Annotated in this window: 12 protein-coding genes; 3 read left to right on the top strand and 9 right to left on the bottom strand. The window is 70.5% G+C overall.

What is annotated here, in order from left to right; all coding sequences use genetic code 11:
• Positions 1-67: 67 nt before the first annotated feature.
• Positions 68-1798 (top strand): protein kinase domain-containing protein, encoded by a 1731-nt coding sequence (locus OHA19_RS36445; protein ID WP_405709151.1) that lies wholly within the window; start codon positions 68-70, stop codon positions 1796-1798.
• Between the two features lie 11 nt (positions 1799-1809).
• On the opposite strand, the gene OHA19_RS36440 is transcribed toward OHA19_RS36445, so the two are convergent.
• The 7 genes from OHA19_RS36440 to OHA19_RS36410 all read right to left on the bottom strand — a co-directional run bounded on the left by OHA19_RS36440 (position 1810) and on the right by OHA19_RS36410 (position 10728).
• Positions 1810-2439 (bottom strand): hypothetical protein, encoded by a 630-nt coding sequence (locus tag OHA19_RS36440; RefSeq protein WP_405709154.1) that lies wholly within the window; start codon positions 2437-2439, stop codon positions 1810-1812.
• Positions 2436-3146 (bottom strand): hypothetical protein, encoded by a 711-nt coding sequence (locus OHA19_RS36435; RefSeq protein WP_405709157.1) that lies wholly within the window; start codon positions 3144-3146, stop codon positions 2436-2438. Before OHA19_RS36435 ends, OHA19_RS36440 begins: the two co-directional genes overlap by 4 nt.
• Positions 3147-3261: 115 nt before the next feature.
• Positions 3262-4236: an acetylxylan esterase gene (locus OHA19_RS36430; protein ID WP_405709160.1), complete on the bottom strand. Its 975-nt coding sequence runs from the start codon at positions 4234-4236 to the stop codon at positions 3262-3264.
• 116 nt (positions 4237-4352) lie between these two features.
• Positions 4353-7145: a hypothetical protein gene (locus OHA19_RS36425; protein ID WP_405709162.1), complete on the bottom strand. Its 2793-nt coding sequence runs from the start codon at positions 7143-7145 to the stop codon at positions 4353-4355.
• Between the two features lie 169 nt (positions 7146-7314).
• Entirely contained in the window at positions 7315-8241 is a 927-nt protein-coding gene (locus OHA19_RS36420; protein ID WP_405709165.1) for a carbohydrate ABC transporter permease, read from the bottom strand.
• Positions 8241-9272 (bottom strand): carbohydrate ABC transporter permease, encoded by a 1032-nt coding sequence (locus tag OHA19_RS36415; RefSeq protein ID WP_405709167.1) that lies wholly within the window; start codon positions 9270-9272, stop codon positions 8241-8243. The genes OHA19_RS36420 and OHA19_RS36415 overlap by 1 nt, the downstream gene beginning before the upstream one ends.
• 73 nt (positions 9273-9345) lie before the next feature.
• Positions 9346-10728, bottom strand: coding sequence for an extracellular solute-binding protein (locus tag OHA19_RS36410; protein ID WP_405709170.1), 1383 nt, complete (start codon positions 10726-10728; stop codon positions 9346-9348).
• Positions 10729-10959: 231 nt separating this feature from the next.
• Here OHA19_RS36410 and OHA19_RS36405 point away from each other — a divergent pair, with 231 nt between their 5' ends.
• Positions 10960-12765 carry a hypothetical protein gene (locus OHA19_RS36405; protein WP_405709173.1) on the top strand — a complete coding sequence of 602 codons (1806 nt, stop codon included), beginning with the start codon at positions 10960-10962 and terminating at the stop codon, positions 12763-12765.
• A 172-nt stretch (positions 12766-12937) separates the two neighbouring features.
• On the opposite strand, the gene OHA19_RS36400 is transcribed toward OHA19_RS36405, so the two are convergent.
• Positions 12938-14119 (bottom strand): family 16 glycosylhydrolase, encoded by a 1182-nt coding sequence (locus OHA19_RS36400; protein WP_405709176.1) that lies wholly within the window; start codon positions 14117-14119, stop codon positions 12938-12940.
• Positions 14120-14389: 270 nt separating this feature from the next.
• On the opposite strand from OHA19_RS36400, the gene OHA19_RS36395 reads away from it, so the two are divergent.
• Positions 14390-15526 carry a PP2C family protein-serine/threonine phosphatase gene (locus tag OHA19_RS36395; RefSeq protein WP_405709178.1) on the top strand — a complete coding sequence of 379 codons (1137 nt, stop codon included), beginning with the start codon at positions 14390-14392 and terminating at the stop codon, positions 15524-15526.
• A gap of 170 nt (positions 15527-15696) precedes the next feature.
• On the opposite strand, the gene OHA19_RS36390 is transcribed toward OHA19_RS36395, so the two are convergent.
• Complete coding sequence (locus OHA19_RS36390) at positions 15697-16842, bottom strand: glycosyltransferase (protein ID WP_405752997.1); 1146 nt, start codon at positions 16840-16842, stop codon at positions 15697-15699.
• Positions 16843-16923 lie beyond the last annotated feature (81 nt).

The raw sequence follows: 16923 nt of genomic DNA, 5'->3' as shown, positions 1-16923 counted from the left end.
CCCGGCCGCCTCTGCGGGCCACGGGGTGGTGCGTACAGCTGCGGACCCGCCCCGTACTCTCTTTTCCATGAACGCTGGGGGGCCTGTGCGCCGTGTGATCGACGACCGTTTCGAGCTGGTCGACCGGCTCGGCAGTGGCGGGATGGGCATGGTCTGGCGGGCCCATGACCTGGCGCTCCACCGCGATGTGGCGCTCAAGGAGGTGCGGCCCCCGGACCCGGCGCTCGCCGAGAACGATCCGGAGTCGGCCAGGCTGCTGCGCGAGCGGGTGCTGCGTGAGGCCCGTGCGCTGGCCCGGCTCGACCACCCGGGCGTCGTCACGGTCCACCACATCGTGGACGGCGGTGCCGGGACGTACCCGTGGATCGTGATGGAGCTGGTGCCCGGCGCCTCGCTCGCGGAGCGGCTGGCCGAGGGGACGCTCTCCCCGGTCGAGGCCGCCGGGCTGGGGCGCGGGGTACTGTCCGCGCTGCGCGCCGCCCATGCCGCCGGAATCCTGCACCGCGACGTCAAGCCCGCCAACGTACTGCTGCGGGCCGACGGGAGCCCTGTGCTCACCGACTTCGGCATCGCGGCGATCCGCGAGTCCACCAGTCTGACGGCGACCGGTTCCATCATCGGCTCCCCCGACTACATGGCGCCCGAACGCATTCGCGGCGAGGAGGACGATCCGTCGTCGGACCTGTGGTCGCTCGGCATGATGATGTACGTCGCCGTGGAAGGCCGGCACCCGCTGCGCAAGGCCACCACCCTGGCGACGCTGGCGGCAGTGCTGGACGAGGAGATACCGCCGCCCGCGCAGGCCGGTCCGCTGGCCGGGGTGCTGAACGCGCTGCTGACCCGGGACACGGCCGCCAGGCCCGGTCCCGAGGAGCTGGACCGGATGCTGGCAGCGGTGAGCGAGCCGGCCGGGTCGCGCCCCGCGGCTCCGCAGGATGCCGTACCGCCCCGTGGGGGCGCGCCCACCCGGCAGGACGCGGTGCCGCCCGGCTTCGCCCACTCCGGTCCGACCACCGTCCTGCCCACCGCCTCCGGCGGGCGCCCGGCAGGGCCCGGCCGTGGGGCGAGCACCGCTCCCCCACGGCCGGAACCCACGACGCTGGGAACCCAGGAGATCCATCGGCGGGTCCGGCGGGGCCGTGCCGTCGCGATCACCACCGCGGTCGCGGGCACCGCCCTGACCGGGGTCCTGGTGTGGTCGCTGCTGCCCGCCGACGGCACGAAGGCTCCCGGCAACCCGTCGTCCGCTGCACGCGCCTCCGGCGGCGCGTCGGCCGACAAGGCGGACCGGACGCCCGCGCCGACCGGCGAGGAGGATCAGGCACAGGGCTCGTCGCAGGCTGATGCGGAGAACCTGCTGACACCCGCCGGGGCACGGTCCGTCATCGCGGCGCTCAAGCCGGTGATGGGCACCACCAGGATCACGTCGTTCACACTGTTCGACGTGCACGCGAGCGCCGAGGCTCCGGTCGCGAAGAACAAGGCCCTGTACGACGTCTTCGCCTACCGGGACGGCAGGGCCACCCGGGAACGGGCGGGCGGCACCCTCATGTCGGGCGCCAGGTCCGTGGACCTGGAGAAGTTCAACTGGGACGCCCTGCCGGGGCTGATCCGCCGGGCGGACAAGGAGCTCGGCGTCACCGAGCCCACCACCCACTACGTGGACATCGACCCGGCCTCGCCGTTCGACGACTACCAGCCGACCCTCAGCGTCTATGTCTCGGACGAGTACGGCGGCGCCTACCTGCGGGCCGACATCGACGGCAAGGTGCTCAAGAAGTATCCGCGCAACGGCTGATCCCGGCAGGGTCAGCCGAGCAGCCGCACCAGCACCAGCAGCACGGCCGCGAGGACCACGCCCATCACCAGGGTCCAGAAACCGGCCGGGAGACCGCCGGCCCGCTCCTTGACCTCGGCCGGCGGGGCGGCGCTGTTCGCGCGGGCCAGCCATTCGCGCGGCGGGTTGTTGGCGACGACGACCCGCCAGGGCTGCTCGGGGTCGTACTCGACGACGGCCCTGGAGCTGTGCAGCAGCCCCTGGAGGTCGAGGGGGTGGCAGACCCGCACCCGGTACGCGGGGAGTCCCTCGGGCATCACGGTCAGGTCGAAGGCGAACACGGAGTCCACCGAACGCCCGTCGCGGACCGGCCGGCCGGTCTTCTTGTCCACGGTCCGCACCCCGTTGACCACGGCGGCCGCGAAGGCCCGCGGGCCGCCGGAGCGCAGCCCCGACATCGCCAGGTTCGTCCTCGACGGCTCGGCCACCTCGCCGAGAACCGTCAGGACCAGGGCCGTCGCGGGGACACCGGTCAGCAGCAGCCAGCGGGGGCCGTCCAGAGCCCCCAGGACCAGCGCGGTGACGGAGAGTCCGATGAGGAGGGCGGCCACCAGCCTCAGCGAGGAGAAGAGCACGCGCAGGGACGATATGGACCGGTTCATGAGAGACGCAGCAGCTTTCGGTGGGGAACCGCGACCCGGGTGAGAGCGGGGTCGCCGGGGCGGTCGGCGTCGTACACGGCCAGGACGTCGCGTCTGAGGGCGATACGTTCCACGACGGCCGGGACCTCGTGGCGCACCCCGGCCTCGTCGTCGAACACCACGGTGACCTCACCGTACTTGCGGCCCACCGGCCGCCAGCCCTCCAGCTCGGCGTCGGCCGTGCGGTAGCGGCGGGACAGCCTGCGCAGCCCCGCCGTGCGCCGCAGGCTCAGCGCCGCGCCCCACCAGGCGGCGAGGCAGCCCACGCCCGCGACGGACCACAGGAAGGTGAGCCATTGGGAGACGGAGAAGTCGCCGAGCGGAAGGAGGATGTGGAAGCTGGTGACGGTGTTCCGCTCGACCTGGCCCTCCGCCAGCGCGTCGTACCAGCCGACTGCGGCCGCGACGGCGCAGAGTGCGATCATCGCGCCCGGTGCCGCCCGGTGCAGGTAGCGGGCGCAGAGCAGTCCGAGGACGACGGCGAAGACGATCCCGAGCATCGGGGACATCGACGCGAGCTCGTCACTGGCACAGCCCCCGGCCAGGTCACAGGCCCATTTGACCCCTACCGCCTCGTGGCTGGCGATGTACCACATCATCCAGACCTGCCACACCATCAGCGCGCACGCGATGACGCGCATCGTCTGCGCATAGGCTTTCTGCCGCACTGTTCGCCCTTGTCCTCGCCACGTCACGGGGCATTGACGTGCCCCGGCGGACCATATACATGGTGTCCACACCCTGTCCGTGATCCACACCACGCCGGCTGCGGCGCGGCAGGGCTCAGACCTCCGGGTTCAGCGCCTTCGGCACCCAGCGGAGCTGGGCGGCCTCCTGGAACATGGCACCGCCCTCGTGTCCGTTGAACGCGTAGACCTCGATCTCCTTCTCGCCGCAGTAGGCGTTGTGGGCGGCGAAGACCGTGGACGGCGGGCAGACCTGGTCCATCAGCGCGACGGAGAAGAGCGCGGGGGCGGTGCCCCGGGCGGCGAAGGACACCCCGTCGAAGTACGAGAGGGTGCGCAGGGCGGTCTCCTCCTTGCCGCGGTGCATCTTGAGGTAGCGGGCTATCTCCGCGTACGGGTTGGAATCGGTGAGCGTGACGGCCCGTCCGAAGTGGCAGAGGAACGGGACGTCGGCGGCGATGGCGGCGAGGTCGGGGAGGAGTCCGCCGACCGCGAGGGTGATGCCGCCGCCCTGGCTGCCGCCGAGCGCGACGGTGCGGGCGGGGTCGGCGAGCGGATGCGAGCGGGCCGCTTCCACGGCGCGTACGGCGTCGGCGTAGACCCGGCGGTAGTAGTAGCTCTCCGGGTCCTCGATGCCCCGGGTCATGAAGCCCGCGTGGGAGGGGCCGGAGCCGACCGGGTCGGGGGTGTCGCCGACGTTGCCGCCGCTGCCCTGGCCGCGTACGTCCATGATGAAGTGGGCGAATCCGGCCATGGGCCACAGGCCCCAGCAGTGCGGAAGGCTGCGGCCGCCGTTGTAGCCGTGGAACTGGACGACGAGCGGTAGCGGGCCCTCGGCGTTCGCGGGGGCGGTGAACCAGCCCTTGACCGGGTGGCCGCCGAAGCCGGCGAACGTGACGTCCCAGGTACGCGTGCCGGTCAGCCCGGTATCGACGGGTTCGAAGGAGACCGCGGGGTCGTGGGCGCGGGTCTCGGCGAGGGTCTTGGCCCAGAAGGCGTCGAAGTCGTCCGGTTCGTCGATCTGCGGCCGGTAGGCGCGGAGTTCGGGCAGCGGCATGTCGAACAGGGCCATGGAGCTGGTCTCCTCACAGTGGGATTCGCGAACAGTGTGCCGTGTGGTGGTACGGCATGGAGCGGCGGGGCCGGGCGCCTGTCAGGTGCGCCCGGCCCCGCCCGTTCGGGGGTGGATCAGTCGGTCAGCTGGACGGCCCGCAGGCCGGCGGCGCTCTTGGAGTTGTTGGCGATGGATCCGCCCCACTCCGACCAGCCGCGTGCCCGGCCGTCGTTGTCGCTGTCGTTGACGACGAAGCCGAGTCCGATGGACTCGGTGGGCTTCCCGGCGAGGCCGAGCGAGGCCCACGGCACCGTCACCGTGTAGTGGGTGGTGGTGCCGTCACGGGTGATCTGCGCGGTGGCGCCGGGGGTCGGTCCTGCGGACTGGCCGGAGGGCGCCCGCCAGGTGTAGACCTGCGGCTTGCCGCCCACGAGCGAGGCGCCGAACTCTACGTACTGCTTGCTGCGGCCCGGCACCCGGGGGGTGACGGCGAACTGGATGCTGTCGCCCTGCCACATGTTCTCGGCGGTGGTGGCGGGCTGGGCCAGGGCGTTGTCCGTGATCGCACCCTTGAGCACGAGTCCGGCGTCGCTGTACTGGGGCCGGACGGCGCCGGACAGGTCGGCCGCGCCGTTGTAGCCGCCCGTGTACTTCACGGAGCCGTCACCGATGACGTCGACGGGGGTGGTGGTGTCGGTGCCGGCCGGCTGGACGGAACCCCAGCCGTTCCAGGCACCCACGGCGGTCCTGACGCCGTCGGGGGTGTTGATGTAGGCGGCGGTCCAGTAGCGCTTCCACTGCTTGATGTTGCGCGCGTCCACGGTGTACGAGGCGCTGGACTCGGCACCGACCTCGATCGGTCCGTCGATGGTGCCCCGGTCCAGGTAGTCGGTGCCCACGTTCACCTGCCAGTCCAGCTTGGTGAGTTCGAGCGGGCCGCGGACGCGGTTGTTGGTGACGGTCACCTTGAGTGCGGCGGCGAACGGGGCCGCCTTCTTCACCACCGGGTCGAAGGTGACCTGGGTCGGCGGCACCACCTCGGTGTCGGAGGTGAGGCGGGCGAGGTTCACCGGCCCGATTCCGACCGTGCCGCTGACCGTACGCGGCCCGGTGAGGGCCGAGGTGGTCAGCTCGATGTTCTTGCGGACGACCTTGCCGGGCTCGGCCCTGACCCGGTACTCCTCCCCGGCGATCCGGAAGTCGTAGCGCAGCGGCAGCGTCCGGCCCTTGGTGCCGTCCACCTGGAGCACCGCGCCGACGGTCTCCTCGGTGTTGGAGTGCTGCGGCAGCCGGAGCGAGAACACGGGGCCGCTCACGGTCGTGACCGCGCTCACCGCGCCCTTGACGTACAGCACCTTGCCGTCGATGCCGAGCTGCACCTTGCCGCCGACCGGGAGGTAGGTCCTGTCGTGGCCCATCTGGTCCGTGACGGTGACCGGACCGGTGGCCGACAGCTCAGCCGTTCCCGGTGTCGCGGCCGTGGTGTAGAGGGCCCGGACCGTATTGGTTCCGGTGCCGAAGCGGTACGAGCGGACGTCGGTGGAACCGGCGTCGTCGCGGCCCGCGTAGGCGCGGCCCGCGAGCTGCCGGATCAGCACGCCCTCGGTGACCACGGACGGCTTGGGCTGCCAGGCCTTGACCTCGGCGGTGGGGCGCTTGAAGGCGCCGAAGTTGTGTTCCTTGTTGGTGGCGTCGGTGCCGTCGTTGGTGAGGTCGTACCAGTAGTAGCGGTCGACACCGGAGGCGAACGAGAAGATCTGGGCGCGCGGCACGTAGGCGGCCTGCTGGGCGGGGGTGACGCCGTCGCCGTGGGTCGGGTAGCCGTTCTCGGTGATCCACAGCGGGAAGTCCTTGCCGCCCGCCGCGTCCAGATCGGCGCGTACCTGCGGCAGCTTCTCCAGCGCGGTCTCGGGCGGGTTCGGGTAGCCGTAGTGGTGAACGCTGAGCGCGTTCATGTACTTGAGGCCGCCGATCGCGTACAGCCGCTTCAGCCAGTCGGTCTGGAGACCGGCCAGGCCGCCGCCGACGACAGTGGCGTCCGGGACCTTGGCGTGCACCTTGCCGTAGCTCGCCTGGAGCAGCTTGAGGTAGCAGTCGGCGGTGATTCCGCAGGTGCCGTTGTTGAAGCCGGTGGAGTTGTACTCGTTGTAGATCTCGATTTCCTTCGAGTACTGCTGGTACTTCTCCACGGCGGCGGCCGTGAACTTCCCGTACGCCTCAAGGGCTTCGGCGGAGGCCGGGGTCCGGTTGCCGTCGTAATTGGTGTTCCGGTAGCCGGAGATGGGCAGGGCGGTCAGCCCCTGCGACTTGGCGTACGGGATGTGCTGGTCGGTGGAGTAGTTGCTCCAGGTGTAGCTGCCGGGGGTCTTCTCGATGGAGCCCCAGTTGATGTCGGAGCGGATCCCGTGCATGCCCATCAGCTTGACCGAACGCAGCAGCTTCTGGTCGTCGCCGTCGTTCCATCCGTAGTGGATGCCCGTGCCGAAGCGGGTGTCCTGCTGTTCCTTGCCGGTCAGCGCGGTCAGTACGCCGAAGTTGGCGGTACGGGTGGTGGTGCCGGCGGTCGCCGTGAGCGTGTAGTAACCGCTGCCGAGCTTGGTGACGTCGACGGTGGCCGAGCCGCCGGCGACCGGGGCGGTGCCCGACGCGACGGTCAGGCCCTGGTCGTCGATGGCCTTCCAGGCCACCGAGGCCTGGTCGGAGGTCAGGGTGATCTTCGCCTGTCCCTTGACGAAGATCAGGTCGGGCGAGGTGACGGTGAGGGTGCCGGCCGCGTGGGCGGCCGGGGCCGTGCCGGGCAGCGGAGCCGCCACCAGCAGACAGCCGAGCAGGGCAGCCGCACTGCCCCATGCGGCGGGCCGCCGGGAGCGACCCCTTATTCTGGCCGGAGCCAGAGGACCTGGCCGGATCGTGCCATTCTGTTCCATCGAGGCAACCTCTCGATCGGATCGGCGCGGTGCGTTTCGGTGGTTCCCGGGTGGGGGTGTGCTCCGTCGGCTGTACCCCGGCGGAGCACACCGGCCCGTGTGCCGTCGGCGCGCACCGCTGCCGCCGCCGGCCGGCGCGGACGGGGGTCCGCGCGGTGTCCGGGTGGTCTCATCCCTTGAGGCCGGTGAAGCCTCCCCCGCCGCGGACGATCTGCCGCTGGAAGATCAGGAACAGCACGACCGGGGGCAGGATGGCGAGCAGCATCCCGGCGATGAGCAGCGACTGTTCCGCCGTTTCCGCGAGGCGCGGCAGTGCGGCGGAGATGGGCTGCTTCTCGGTGTCCGGGATGACGATCAGCGGCCAGAGGAAGTCCTTCCAGGAGTTCATGACCGTCAGCAGGGTCACCACCGCGAGGATCGGCTTGGACATGGGCAGCACGATCCGGCGGAAGATGGTGAACGGCCCCGCCCCGTCGACCTTGGCGGCCTCGAAGAGTTCGCGGGGAATGCCGTCGAAGAACTTCATCACGATCAGCACGGTGAAGGCGCTGGCCGCGTGCGGCAGCCAGACGCCCCACGGGCTGTTGGCGAGCGAAATACCGAGGCCCGGCAGGTCGAGCACGGTGAGGTAGAGCGCCACCAGGGAGATGGAGCCGGGGATGAACAGGGTGGCGAGCACCATCCACCGCACGGGCGCCGCCCACTTGGGGCGCAACACGGACAGGACGTAGCCGCCGGTGGTGGCGACGACGAGGTGGGCGACGACCGAGCCGGTGACCAGGACCACGGTGTTCCAGAGGTACTGGCCGACCTGGAGTTCGCTCCAGGCGCGGGAGAGGTTGTCCCACTGCGCGTGACCGGGCCAGAGCGCCAGCGGGTCGCGCAGCAGCTCCTGGGTCGGTGAGACGGCGCCCTTGAACGTCCAGTAGAGGGGCGCCGCTCCGAAGGCGAGCAGCAGCAGGAGCGAGAGCGTCTGCACGGAGCGGAGCGAGAACCGCACGGAGGTGCGCCGCCGGTCGGCTTCGGAGATGAGTCCGCGTGCGCTCTCCTCGGGGCGGCCGGTGCGGCGGGTGCGAAGGGGGGTCTGTACGGCCATCAGTTGCTCCAGCTCCTCGTCGCCCGCAGATAGATCGCCGAGAGGACGCCGAGCACGAGGGCCAGCATCACGCTGAGCGCGGTCGCGGCTCCGAAGTCGCCGTTCTGGAAGGCGTAGTTGTAGATCAGCATCAGGATGGTGAGGGTGGAGTCCTCAGGGCCGCCGTCCGTCATCACGAAGGGTTCGGTGAAGATCTGGAGGGTGCCGATGATCTGGAGCAGCAGCATGATCAGGATGACCCCGCGCAGCGACGGCAGGGTGATGTGCCAGATCCGGCGCCAGATGCCCGCGGCGTCGATCTCGGCGGCCTCGTACAGTTCGGTCGGTACGGAGCCCAGCGCCGCCAGATAGATGATGACCGTGGAGCCGAAGCCGGCCCAGGTGGCTTCCAGCACGATCGACAGCATCGCGGTGTCGGTGGACTGGAGCCAGGGGTACGGGCCGAGGCCCACATGGGCCAGCAGTTGATTGAACAGCCCGGCGTCCGGGTCGTAGAACACCTTCCACAGCAGCACCGACACGACCGGCGGGATCGCCACCGGAAGGTAGGCGAGGATGCGGAACAGGGTGCCGCCGCGCCGGAGTTCGGAGATCAGCACGGCGAGGAAGAGCGGCACCGGAAAGCCGATCACCAGGGCGAGCGCGGCGAACAGCGCGGTGTTCTTGACGGCCTTCCACAGCAGCGGGTCGTCCAGCACGTGCTTGAAGTTGTCCAGGCCCACCCAGGTGGCTGGGTCGACCAGATTGGTCTGCTGGAAACTGAGCTGCACGCTCTGGACGATCGGCCACCACGAGAAGTAGGCGAAGCACAGCACCATCGGCAGGCCGAACAGGATAGTGGTGACACCTCCTTGCCTGACCCAGCGGACGAAGCGTTCCGACGGGCCGCCTCGGTGCGCGGCGGCGGTGCGCGGCGGCCCGTCGGGGGTCCGCGGTCGGTCCGCGGCGGGGTCGGCGGAACGTCGTTTCTTCGTCCGGTCTTTCTGGGTGCGGTTCCCGGCGGGCGCCGCAGGCGCTTGTGACCTGCTCATTGACGTCTCCTCGCCTCTCCTCGTGCTGTGCTCACTGCCTGATGTACCGGACGCTCCGCTGCCGGGAGGGACGCTAGTTCTGCGCCCGCTCCACCTGGGACTCGACCTGTGCCGCGGCCTTCTTCAGCTGCTCCGCCGGGTCGGCGTCCTGTCGGGTCAGTACGGCCTGTACGGCGCTGTCGAGGGCCTTGTAGACGTTCTGTGCCTCGACGGGCGGCTCGATGGCCAGTTCGTAGTCGCCGAGCGTGCCGCTGTACGGGGCGAAATTCCCGACCGGCACGTTGGCCTCCTTGTTGACCGCGGCGTCGACCGGGTCGGAGATGGCCGGCTTGTAGAACGGAACGGTCGGCACGCCGATGACCGCGCCGTCCTTCTTCTTGGCCACCGCGTCCTTCTCGGCGAGCGCCACGTCGTACTTGGTGGCGAGGTAGTAGAAGTCGATGAACTTCGTCGCGGCCTCGCGCTGCTGTGCGGTGGCCCTGGGACTGATCACCGCGATGGTGCCGCCGGCCAGGGTGCGCTTGTTGCCGCCGTCGACAGGCATGGCGCCGAGGCCGATGGTCTTCGGGTCGCCCTTGTACTGCTGGACGTAGTGGCCGACCATGCTCGGACCGGCGATCGTCATGCCGATCTTCCCGGCGGAGAAGTCCTTCTCCATGTCGGTGATGTTGCGCAGCTGGTTCTTGCCCATCGAGTCGTCCGTCCAGCGCATCTCCTTCAGCGCCTTCAGCGACTTCTCCGCGCCGCTGCCGGGACGGTCGAAGGTGTTGGCCCACTTGCCGCCGGACTCCTCCTGCATGCTGTCGCCGAAGGAGTACGCCATCGCGGTCAGCATCCAGCCGCCCGTGTTCTCCTTGGTCATCTGCGCGTATCCGGTGGCGTCGGTCTTCTCGGAGATCGCCTTCGCCGCCGCACGGACCTCGGGCCAGGTGGCCGGCGGCTTGTCCGGGTCGAGTCCCGCCTTCTCGAACAGGTCGCGGTTGTAGACCAGGCCGAGGGCGTACTCCTCGGTGGGGATGCCGTAGAGCTTGCCGTCCACGCCCTTCGCGGCCCCGAGCGCGACATCGTTGAAGTCCTCGCTGTGGTTCAGCGCCTTGAAGTCCGAGGTGAGATCGGCGATCTGCCTGCGCTTGATCAGACCCGACATCTCGGTCAGCGGCACCCGTACGACCGTCTCCAGGCTGCCGCCGCCCACCTTGGTCTGGAAGCTCTGCTGGTCGTACTGGTACTCGTTCGTCTTGATCTTGATCTTGGGGTTGGCCTTCTCGAATTCCGCCACCCGCGCGTCGAACGTCTTGAGCGCGGCCGCGTTGGTGGCGGGCGGACGCCCGGAGACGGTGATCGTCACGGTGCCGTCGCTCGCCGTGTCACTGCCGGAACCGGAACACGAGGCAAGCACGCAGACGAGCGCACCCGCGGTGACGCCCGTCAGGGCGATGCGCAGGGAGGGTCTCATCGGGGACTCCATTCAGGGGCAGACCGGAAACCGGCTGGAAAGCGTTTTCCAGCCGGGGTCACCTTGCACCGCCCGATATCGCCGCGTCAATGGGTTCGGTGCGGGCATCTGACCCGGAGCCCAACGAATGCCCCTTGCCGCAGCGTAGACGTCGGCTTAGCCTCTGGAAAACGTTTCCCAAGCGTTTTCCGAAGATCGTCGGCCCGACGATCGTGAGCTGGAGGACATCCCGTGCACCCTGCCTGGTCGGCCGCCGAGTACGACCGCGCCCTGCTGCGCGCAGCCCTTGCCGAGGGCGACCGCTGCTGGGACTCCGAGGCGTACCTGCTGCAGGTCGAAGCCCCGTACAACCCCATCCACACCCACATCAAGGGCGGTCTCGCCCACCCCACGCGCAACTCCCTGCACTACGCGCTCCTGTTGCTGGAACGGGGCGGCGAGGGCGATGCCGAGCGCGCCCACTCCGTGATCCGGCGGATCGCCGGGCTCCAGGACCGGGCGCCGGAGAACGACACCTACGGCATCTGGGGCTACTACGCCGAGGAACCAGCGGCCGAGATGGACCCGGCCGACTGGAACTGGGCGGACTTCCTCGGCATCGCCCTGCTGCTGGTGGACGCCCGCCACGGCGACGGTCTGCCGGCCGACGTGCGGCACGAACTGCGGGAGTCGCTTCGGCACGCGGCCGCGTCGATCGTCCGCAGGAACGTGCACCTGTCGTACACGAACGTCGCCGTCATGGGCACGTTCGTGACACTCGCCACCGGAAAGCTCCTCGACGACGAGAAGCTGTTCGCGTACGGCAAGGACCGCATGGTGCGGCTCTCTCAGGCCATCGACACCACCGGCAGCTTCACCGAGTTCAACAGCCCGTCCTACTGGGGTGTCGTGCTCCAGACCCTGACCCTGATCAGGGAGCATGTCGACGACGAGGAGGTGCTGGAGCTCAACGACCGGCTGCACGACCGGCTCTGGCTGCACTTCCTGGCCCGCTGGCACCCGCCGACCCGCCAGCTCTCCGGCCCGATGGCCCGCTGCTACAGCAACGACCTGGGGGTTCCGCCGTTCCTGGCGAAGGCGGTGCGCGGGGAGCTCGGCGCGCCGGTGCCCAGCCCGGTCCGGGGAGAGATGGCGACCGGTGTGGAGTCCTGCGTGGACTACCGGATGCCCGACTGGGTCCTGCCCCGGCTGCGGGAACTGTCGGGCGAGCACGAGCACCGGGAGCTCTTCACCCGGACCCCGTCCCCGGAGACGGGCACCACCTGGCTGGACGCCGTCACCACCCTGGGCAGCGTCAACCACCAGGACACCTGGCTGCAGCGGCGTCCGCTGTTCGGCCACTGGGTCCGCCCGGACGGGACCTCCGGGCATCTGCACGTCCATCTGATGAAGGACGACGGGGCGGAGGACTTCGACTTCGCCTCGGGTGTGCTCTCCACCGTGCAGAGCGGTCCGCACGTGGCCTGGCTGGCGGGGTTCGCCTGCCCGGCGGGCGACCGGCACCACCACCTCGACATGATCGGTCCGGGCGACCGGTTCCGGGCACGTTCGCTGCGGCTGGTGGTGGACGTGATCGGCGCACCGCCCGTGGCGGAGCCGTCCGCGATCGACGACGGCGTCGAACTCGACCTGGGGACGGCCCGGCTGGACTTCGGGCTGGCCGGCGGCGCGTTCGGCGGCCGTACACCGACGGCCCGGCTGGTGCCGCGCGCCGACGGGGTGCGGATCGAAGTGGTGCTCTTCGAGAGCGCGACCCCGGCCGAGCTGGACTGGGCGGCGCTCGGTGACACCTTCGCGGCGGGGACCCTGTCCCTGGTGCCGTCCGGCGCGCGGCGGGGCTCGGAGCCCGGTCCCGAGGTGGCGGTGGCCGGTGACCACGCCGAGGTGCGGTGGACGACCCCGCAGGGGCGCCGGCTCACGGTGCGCGGCGGCAGGTCGGTCGTCTCCCGCGAGGAGCACGCCGCGCTGCACTCCGCGACGCTGGACGGTGCCGCACCGCCGTCGCCCCGCCTGTCGGATTCGCCGCTCGTTCCGTAGGACACCGATCGCGGCCGGCCGCACGGGAAGCCCGCGGCCGTCCGCGGCCGCGCCGCGGGGGCGGGCCGACGCGGCGAACGGCGCGCCCCGGGCACGGATCGTGCCGGTGCGCGCCTGAACCGACCGGCCGGGCGGCGTCGCGGTGTGCGTGCCCGGCCGGCCGGGCCGGTGCTCAGCGGCGTACGAACTTCACCGCGTCGGCGTGCACGCACCCGGTGCCGCTCGCGGTGAGGGAGACGGCGGCACCGGTGCCCTCGGCGTACGACCGGGTGCCGAGAGAGGTCCAGCCGGAGCTGCCGGTACGTTCGTCGACGGTGCTCCTGGTCACCGTGCCGTTGTTGTCGAGTGCGACCCGGGCCGCGGGGTCACCGCCGGGCGTGGCCGTCTTGTGGACGAAGACCTCGTACGTTCCGGCGGAGCGGAGGCGGGGCCGCCAGGTCGCCGTGGCACCGGCGTCGCAGGCGTAGGTCATCGGCGAGTCCTTCGTCCATCCGGAGAGCGAACTGGCCGACCAGGTGCCGGAGGCGGAGTACCCGTAGGCGGCGGGGCCGTCGTTGTCGACGTAGTAGTCGCGCTGCCAGTAACGGACGTAGTCGAACTGCATCGCGGACGGCAGCCTGGTCGCGTCCGGCACGGTCCCGTAGGCGATGGAGGTGAGCCAGACGGCGGTGTAGTCGTGTGTCCACTGAGCGGGGGTGTACGGGGCGGTGTACTTCAGAGTGCCGTCGAGGTAGAACTTCACACCGCTCTCGGACCAGTCGATCCCGTAGGTGTGCCACTGCCGCAGGTCGAGGCCGCTGTCGTAGGTGCCGGAGCCGTAGTGCACCGGGCCGGTGACACCCGAACCCTTCCAGCTGTGCACGTTGTGGGCGAGCTTGGTGGGGTTGACCGAGTCGATCTCGAAGCCGTCGACCTCGGTTCGCTGGTCGGCGGGGAACGTGGTGCTGCCGTCGCCGCCCATCAGCCAGAACGAGGAGTGCCAGCCGCTGCCGTCGTTGATCCTGGCGCGGGTCTCGTAGTAGCCGTAACGCAGCCGCTGCTTGCTGACGACTCCGCCGCCGGTGAAGTCCTTGCCGGCGTAGGCCTCCTTCTTGAGGTTGATACTGAGGCTGCCGCCCGACTCGGTGACGTTCTCCTCGCGCTGGGCGCTGTAGGCCTTCACATCGGTGCGGAAGGTCCACTTGTCGGTGTCGACGGCCGTGCCGTCGAACTCGTCGCCGAAGGCGAGCGTCCAGCCGTTGCCGGGCGGGGACGCCTCGGCCGCCGTGGCCTGCGGGGCGATCCCACCGGCCAGGGCCAGCAGCCCGGCGGCCACGACGGCGAGCGTGCGTGGGGTGCGGGTCGCTCTCTTCATGCCGTACTCCTTCGTCATCCGATGAACCAGTTGCCGTGCGACGCGCTCAGTTTGCGCAACTCAGATGCGCAATGCAGGAAGAGTGTCCACATACTGATGCCCCGTCAAGCCTTCACGCAGCCGGATCCATGAATCCACCCCATCCGCGGGCCGGTGCAGTCATGAATGCGAATGACAATTCCACATACGGCAATTCAGATTCACCATCTGGGCCACCGGTGATCTTCCACACGAGGAGCGGGGACGGGCCAAGTGAGGTATCCCGGAAACATGGCTTCCCCGCGCTTCCTGGAGTCGGTCCGTGAGTCCCGAAGGCGCAGGAACGCGCTCCTGGCGATGACGTTCGCGCTGATCGGCGTCGTCACGGTGGTCGACGTCCTCGCACCGGCGGATGTCCATCTCGGCCCGTTCCTGGTGGCGGCGCCGGCGATGGCCGCCACGTTCACCGGGCCGCGCACGACCGCCTTCGTCGGCGTGGTCGCCGTGCTGGCACAGTCCCTGGTGGCCGCCGCGCGCGCCAGCCTCAACGACCTCAACCACACGTACCAGATCATCGCGCTCGTCCTGATCTCCGTCTGCGTCACCTTCTTCGCCCACCTGAGAGTCCGCAGCGAGCGCGCCGTGACCCAGTTGCGTTCGGTGGCCGAGGCGGCACAGCGCGTGGTGCTGCGTCCGCTGCCCGGGCGGAGCGGCCCACTGCGCATCGCCTCGGTCTATCTGGCGGCGGAGGCGGAGGCACAGATCGGCGGCGACCTCTACGCCGCCGCCCGCACCATGGGAGGCACCCGCCTGATCATCGGCGACGTACGCGGGAAGGGGCTCGCCGCGATCGGTGAGGCGGCGAGCGTCCTCGGCGCCTTCCACGCGCTCTCCCGCCAGGGGTGGCCACTGCCCGAACTGGTGGCTCATCTGGAGACGAGCATCGCGGTGTGCCCCGAGGACACGGCCGGCACGGACGCCGGCGGGGAGGACGACCCGGATCTCGGGGAGTCGTTCGTCACCGCGGCCGTGCTCGACATCCCCGACGACACCACCGAGATCCACTTGGTCAGCTGCGGTCATCCACCGCCGCTCCTGCTGCGGGCTGGTGAGGTGATCCCGCTCCGTGTCCGGACGCCGGCCCCGCCGCTCGGTCTGACACGCCTGGTGATCACCGAACACAGGGCGGAGACGTTCTGCTTCGAGGCCGGGGACACCCTGCTCCTGTACACCGACGGCGTCATCGAGTCCCGGGACCGTGCGGGGCGCTTCTATCCGCTGCTGGAACGGGCCGCTTCGCGGTCCGGTACGGGCCCCGAAGCCCTGCTGGATTCCCTGTGCACCGACCTGCTGCGGCACGCGGGCGGCAGCCTGGGGGACGATGCGGCGCTGGTCGCCATCGAGCGCCTGCCGGCCTCCCGGCGATGACGGCGGAGGCCGTGAAGCACAGGGTCCGCACCGACGGCTCGGCCGTCCGCCGGACGAGCTCGATCACGGGTGCGGCTACTCGTGCCGTCTCCTTCCCGTGCCCGCCCGTGCGCAACGTGGGCGCCCCGGCGCGGCGACACCCTTCGCACGCGGGACGCCCTCCGGCGGGGTCACGGTGCGAGGGTGTCGAGCAGTTCGGCGACCGTCGCGGTGGACCGCATCTCGTCGGCCAGGCGCTCGGCCCGGACACGGTAGGACGGTTCCTTGAGGACCAGTTCGGTGGCCGCGTGGATGGCCCGCACATCGTCGGCGCCCAGCATCGCCGGCTCGTCCTCCGGGCCGCCGGTCGGGGTGACCGCCTTCCCCGCCCCCGCGTCGGCAACCAGCAGGGCGTTAACCGGCTGGTCGGCGAAGAGGGGGACGCAGACCAACGGGACACCGGCCGCCAGTGCGCCGAAGACGGTCCCGGATCCACCGTGGGAGACCACGAGGGCGGCACTGCGCAGGACGTCCGCCTGCGGCACCCACTGCTCCACATGGACATGGGGCGGCAGCGGTCCGAGGTCCGCCGGTTCGACGAGGTGGCCCGTGGTGAGCAGTACCCGCACCGGCAGCTCGCTCACCGCCTCGACGAGCGCCCGGTACAGAGCGGCCGCGGTCGGCAGGGCGCCCGCCTCGGTGCCCAGGGTGAGGTGGACCAGCGGTTCCTCCGCGCCACCCCACCGGTCCGTCAGCACGCCCGGTCGAAGGGTCTCGTGGTAGCGGTGGGTCACGGCGTACGAAGAGGGGTCCAGGGAGGCCGGCAGCCGAGTCAGATACGGGGTGGCGAGGAGCCGTTCCACGATGCCGGTGCCGTACGGGGCGAACACGGGGGCGAGCAGGGTGTCGGTGGGCCGGGTGAACCGCGCGGCCGAGACCGCGACGCGGAGGCGCGGGATCCCGTGCCGCTCGGCGGCCACCACCGACGCGAACTCGTACGCCTCGTGCACGACGAGGTCGGGCCGCCAGTCGCGGCACGCCGCCTCCAGCGCGGGAAGCATCGCGGCGATCCCGAGCCGGCCGAACACCTCCGTGACCATCATCGAGACACCGTCGTCCGGGGACAGCGCCAGCACGGACGTCATGGCCCGCGCGATCTCCTCCTGGGGCGGCTCCCCGCCGATGCGGTACGGCTGTTTCCGGGTCGCCAGTAAGGATTCGAGTGCCGGTGGCGCGACGACGAGGACATCGTCGCCCCGCGCCGTGCACGCGTCGATGAGGGGGATGAGCGGGTGGAAGTGGCCCGATCCGCGGGTCGAGGCGAAAAGTACACGCATGGGACAGAGCCTAGAGATGTGCACCTGCCGCCCACAGGACCTCTTTCCGCCTGATCAGTTGCGTTACCGGCGCGTTTCCGA

Origin of the sequence: Streptomyces sp. NBC_00012 (assembly GCF_045040875.1) — a bacterium.
In the GTDB taxonomy this organism is placed as follows: domain Bacteria; phylum Actinomycetota; class Actinomycetes; order Streptomycetales; family Streptomycetaceae; genus Streptomyces.
The sequence above is the reverse complement of the archived record's forward strand: the minus strand, read 5'-3'. Positions and strand labels throughout refer to the sequence as shown.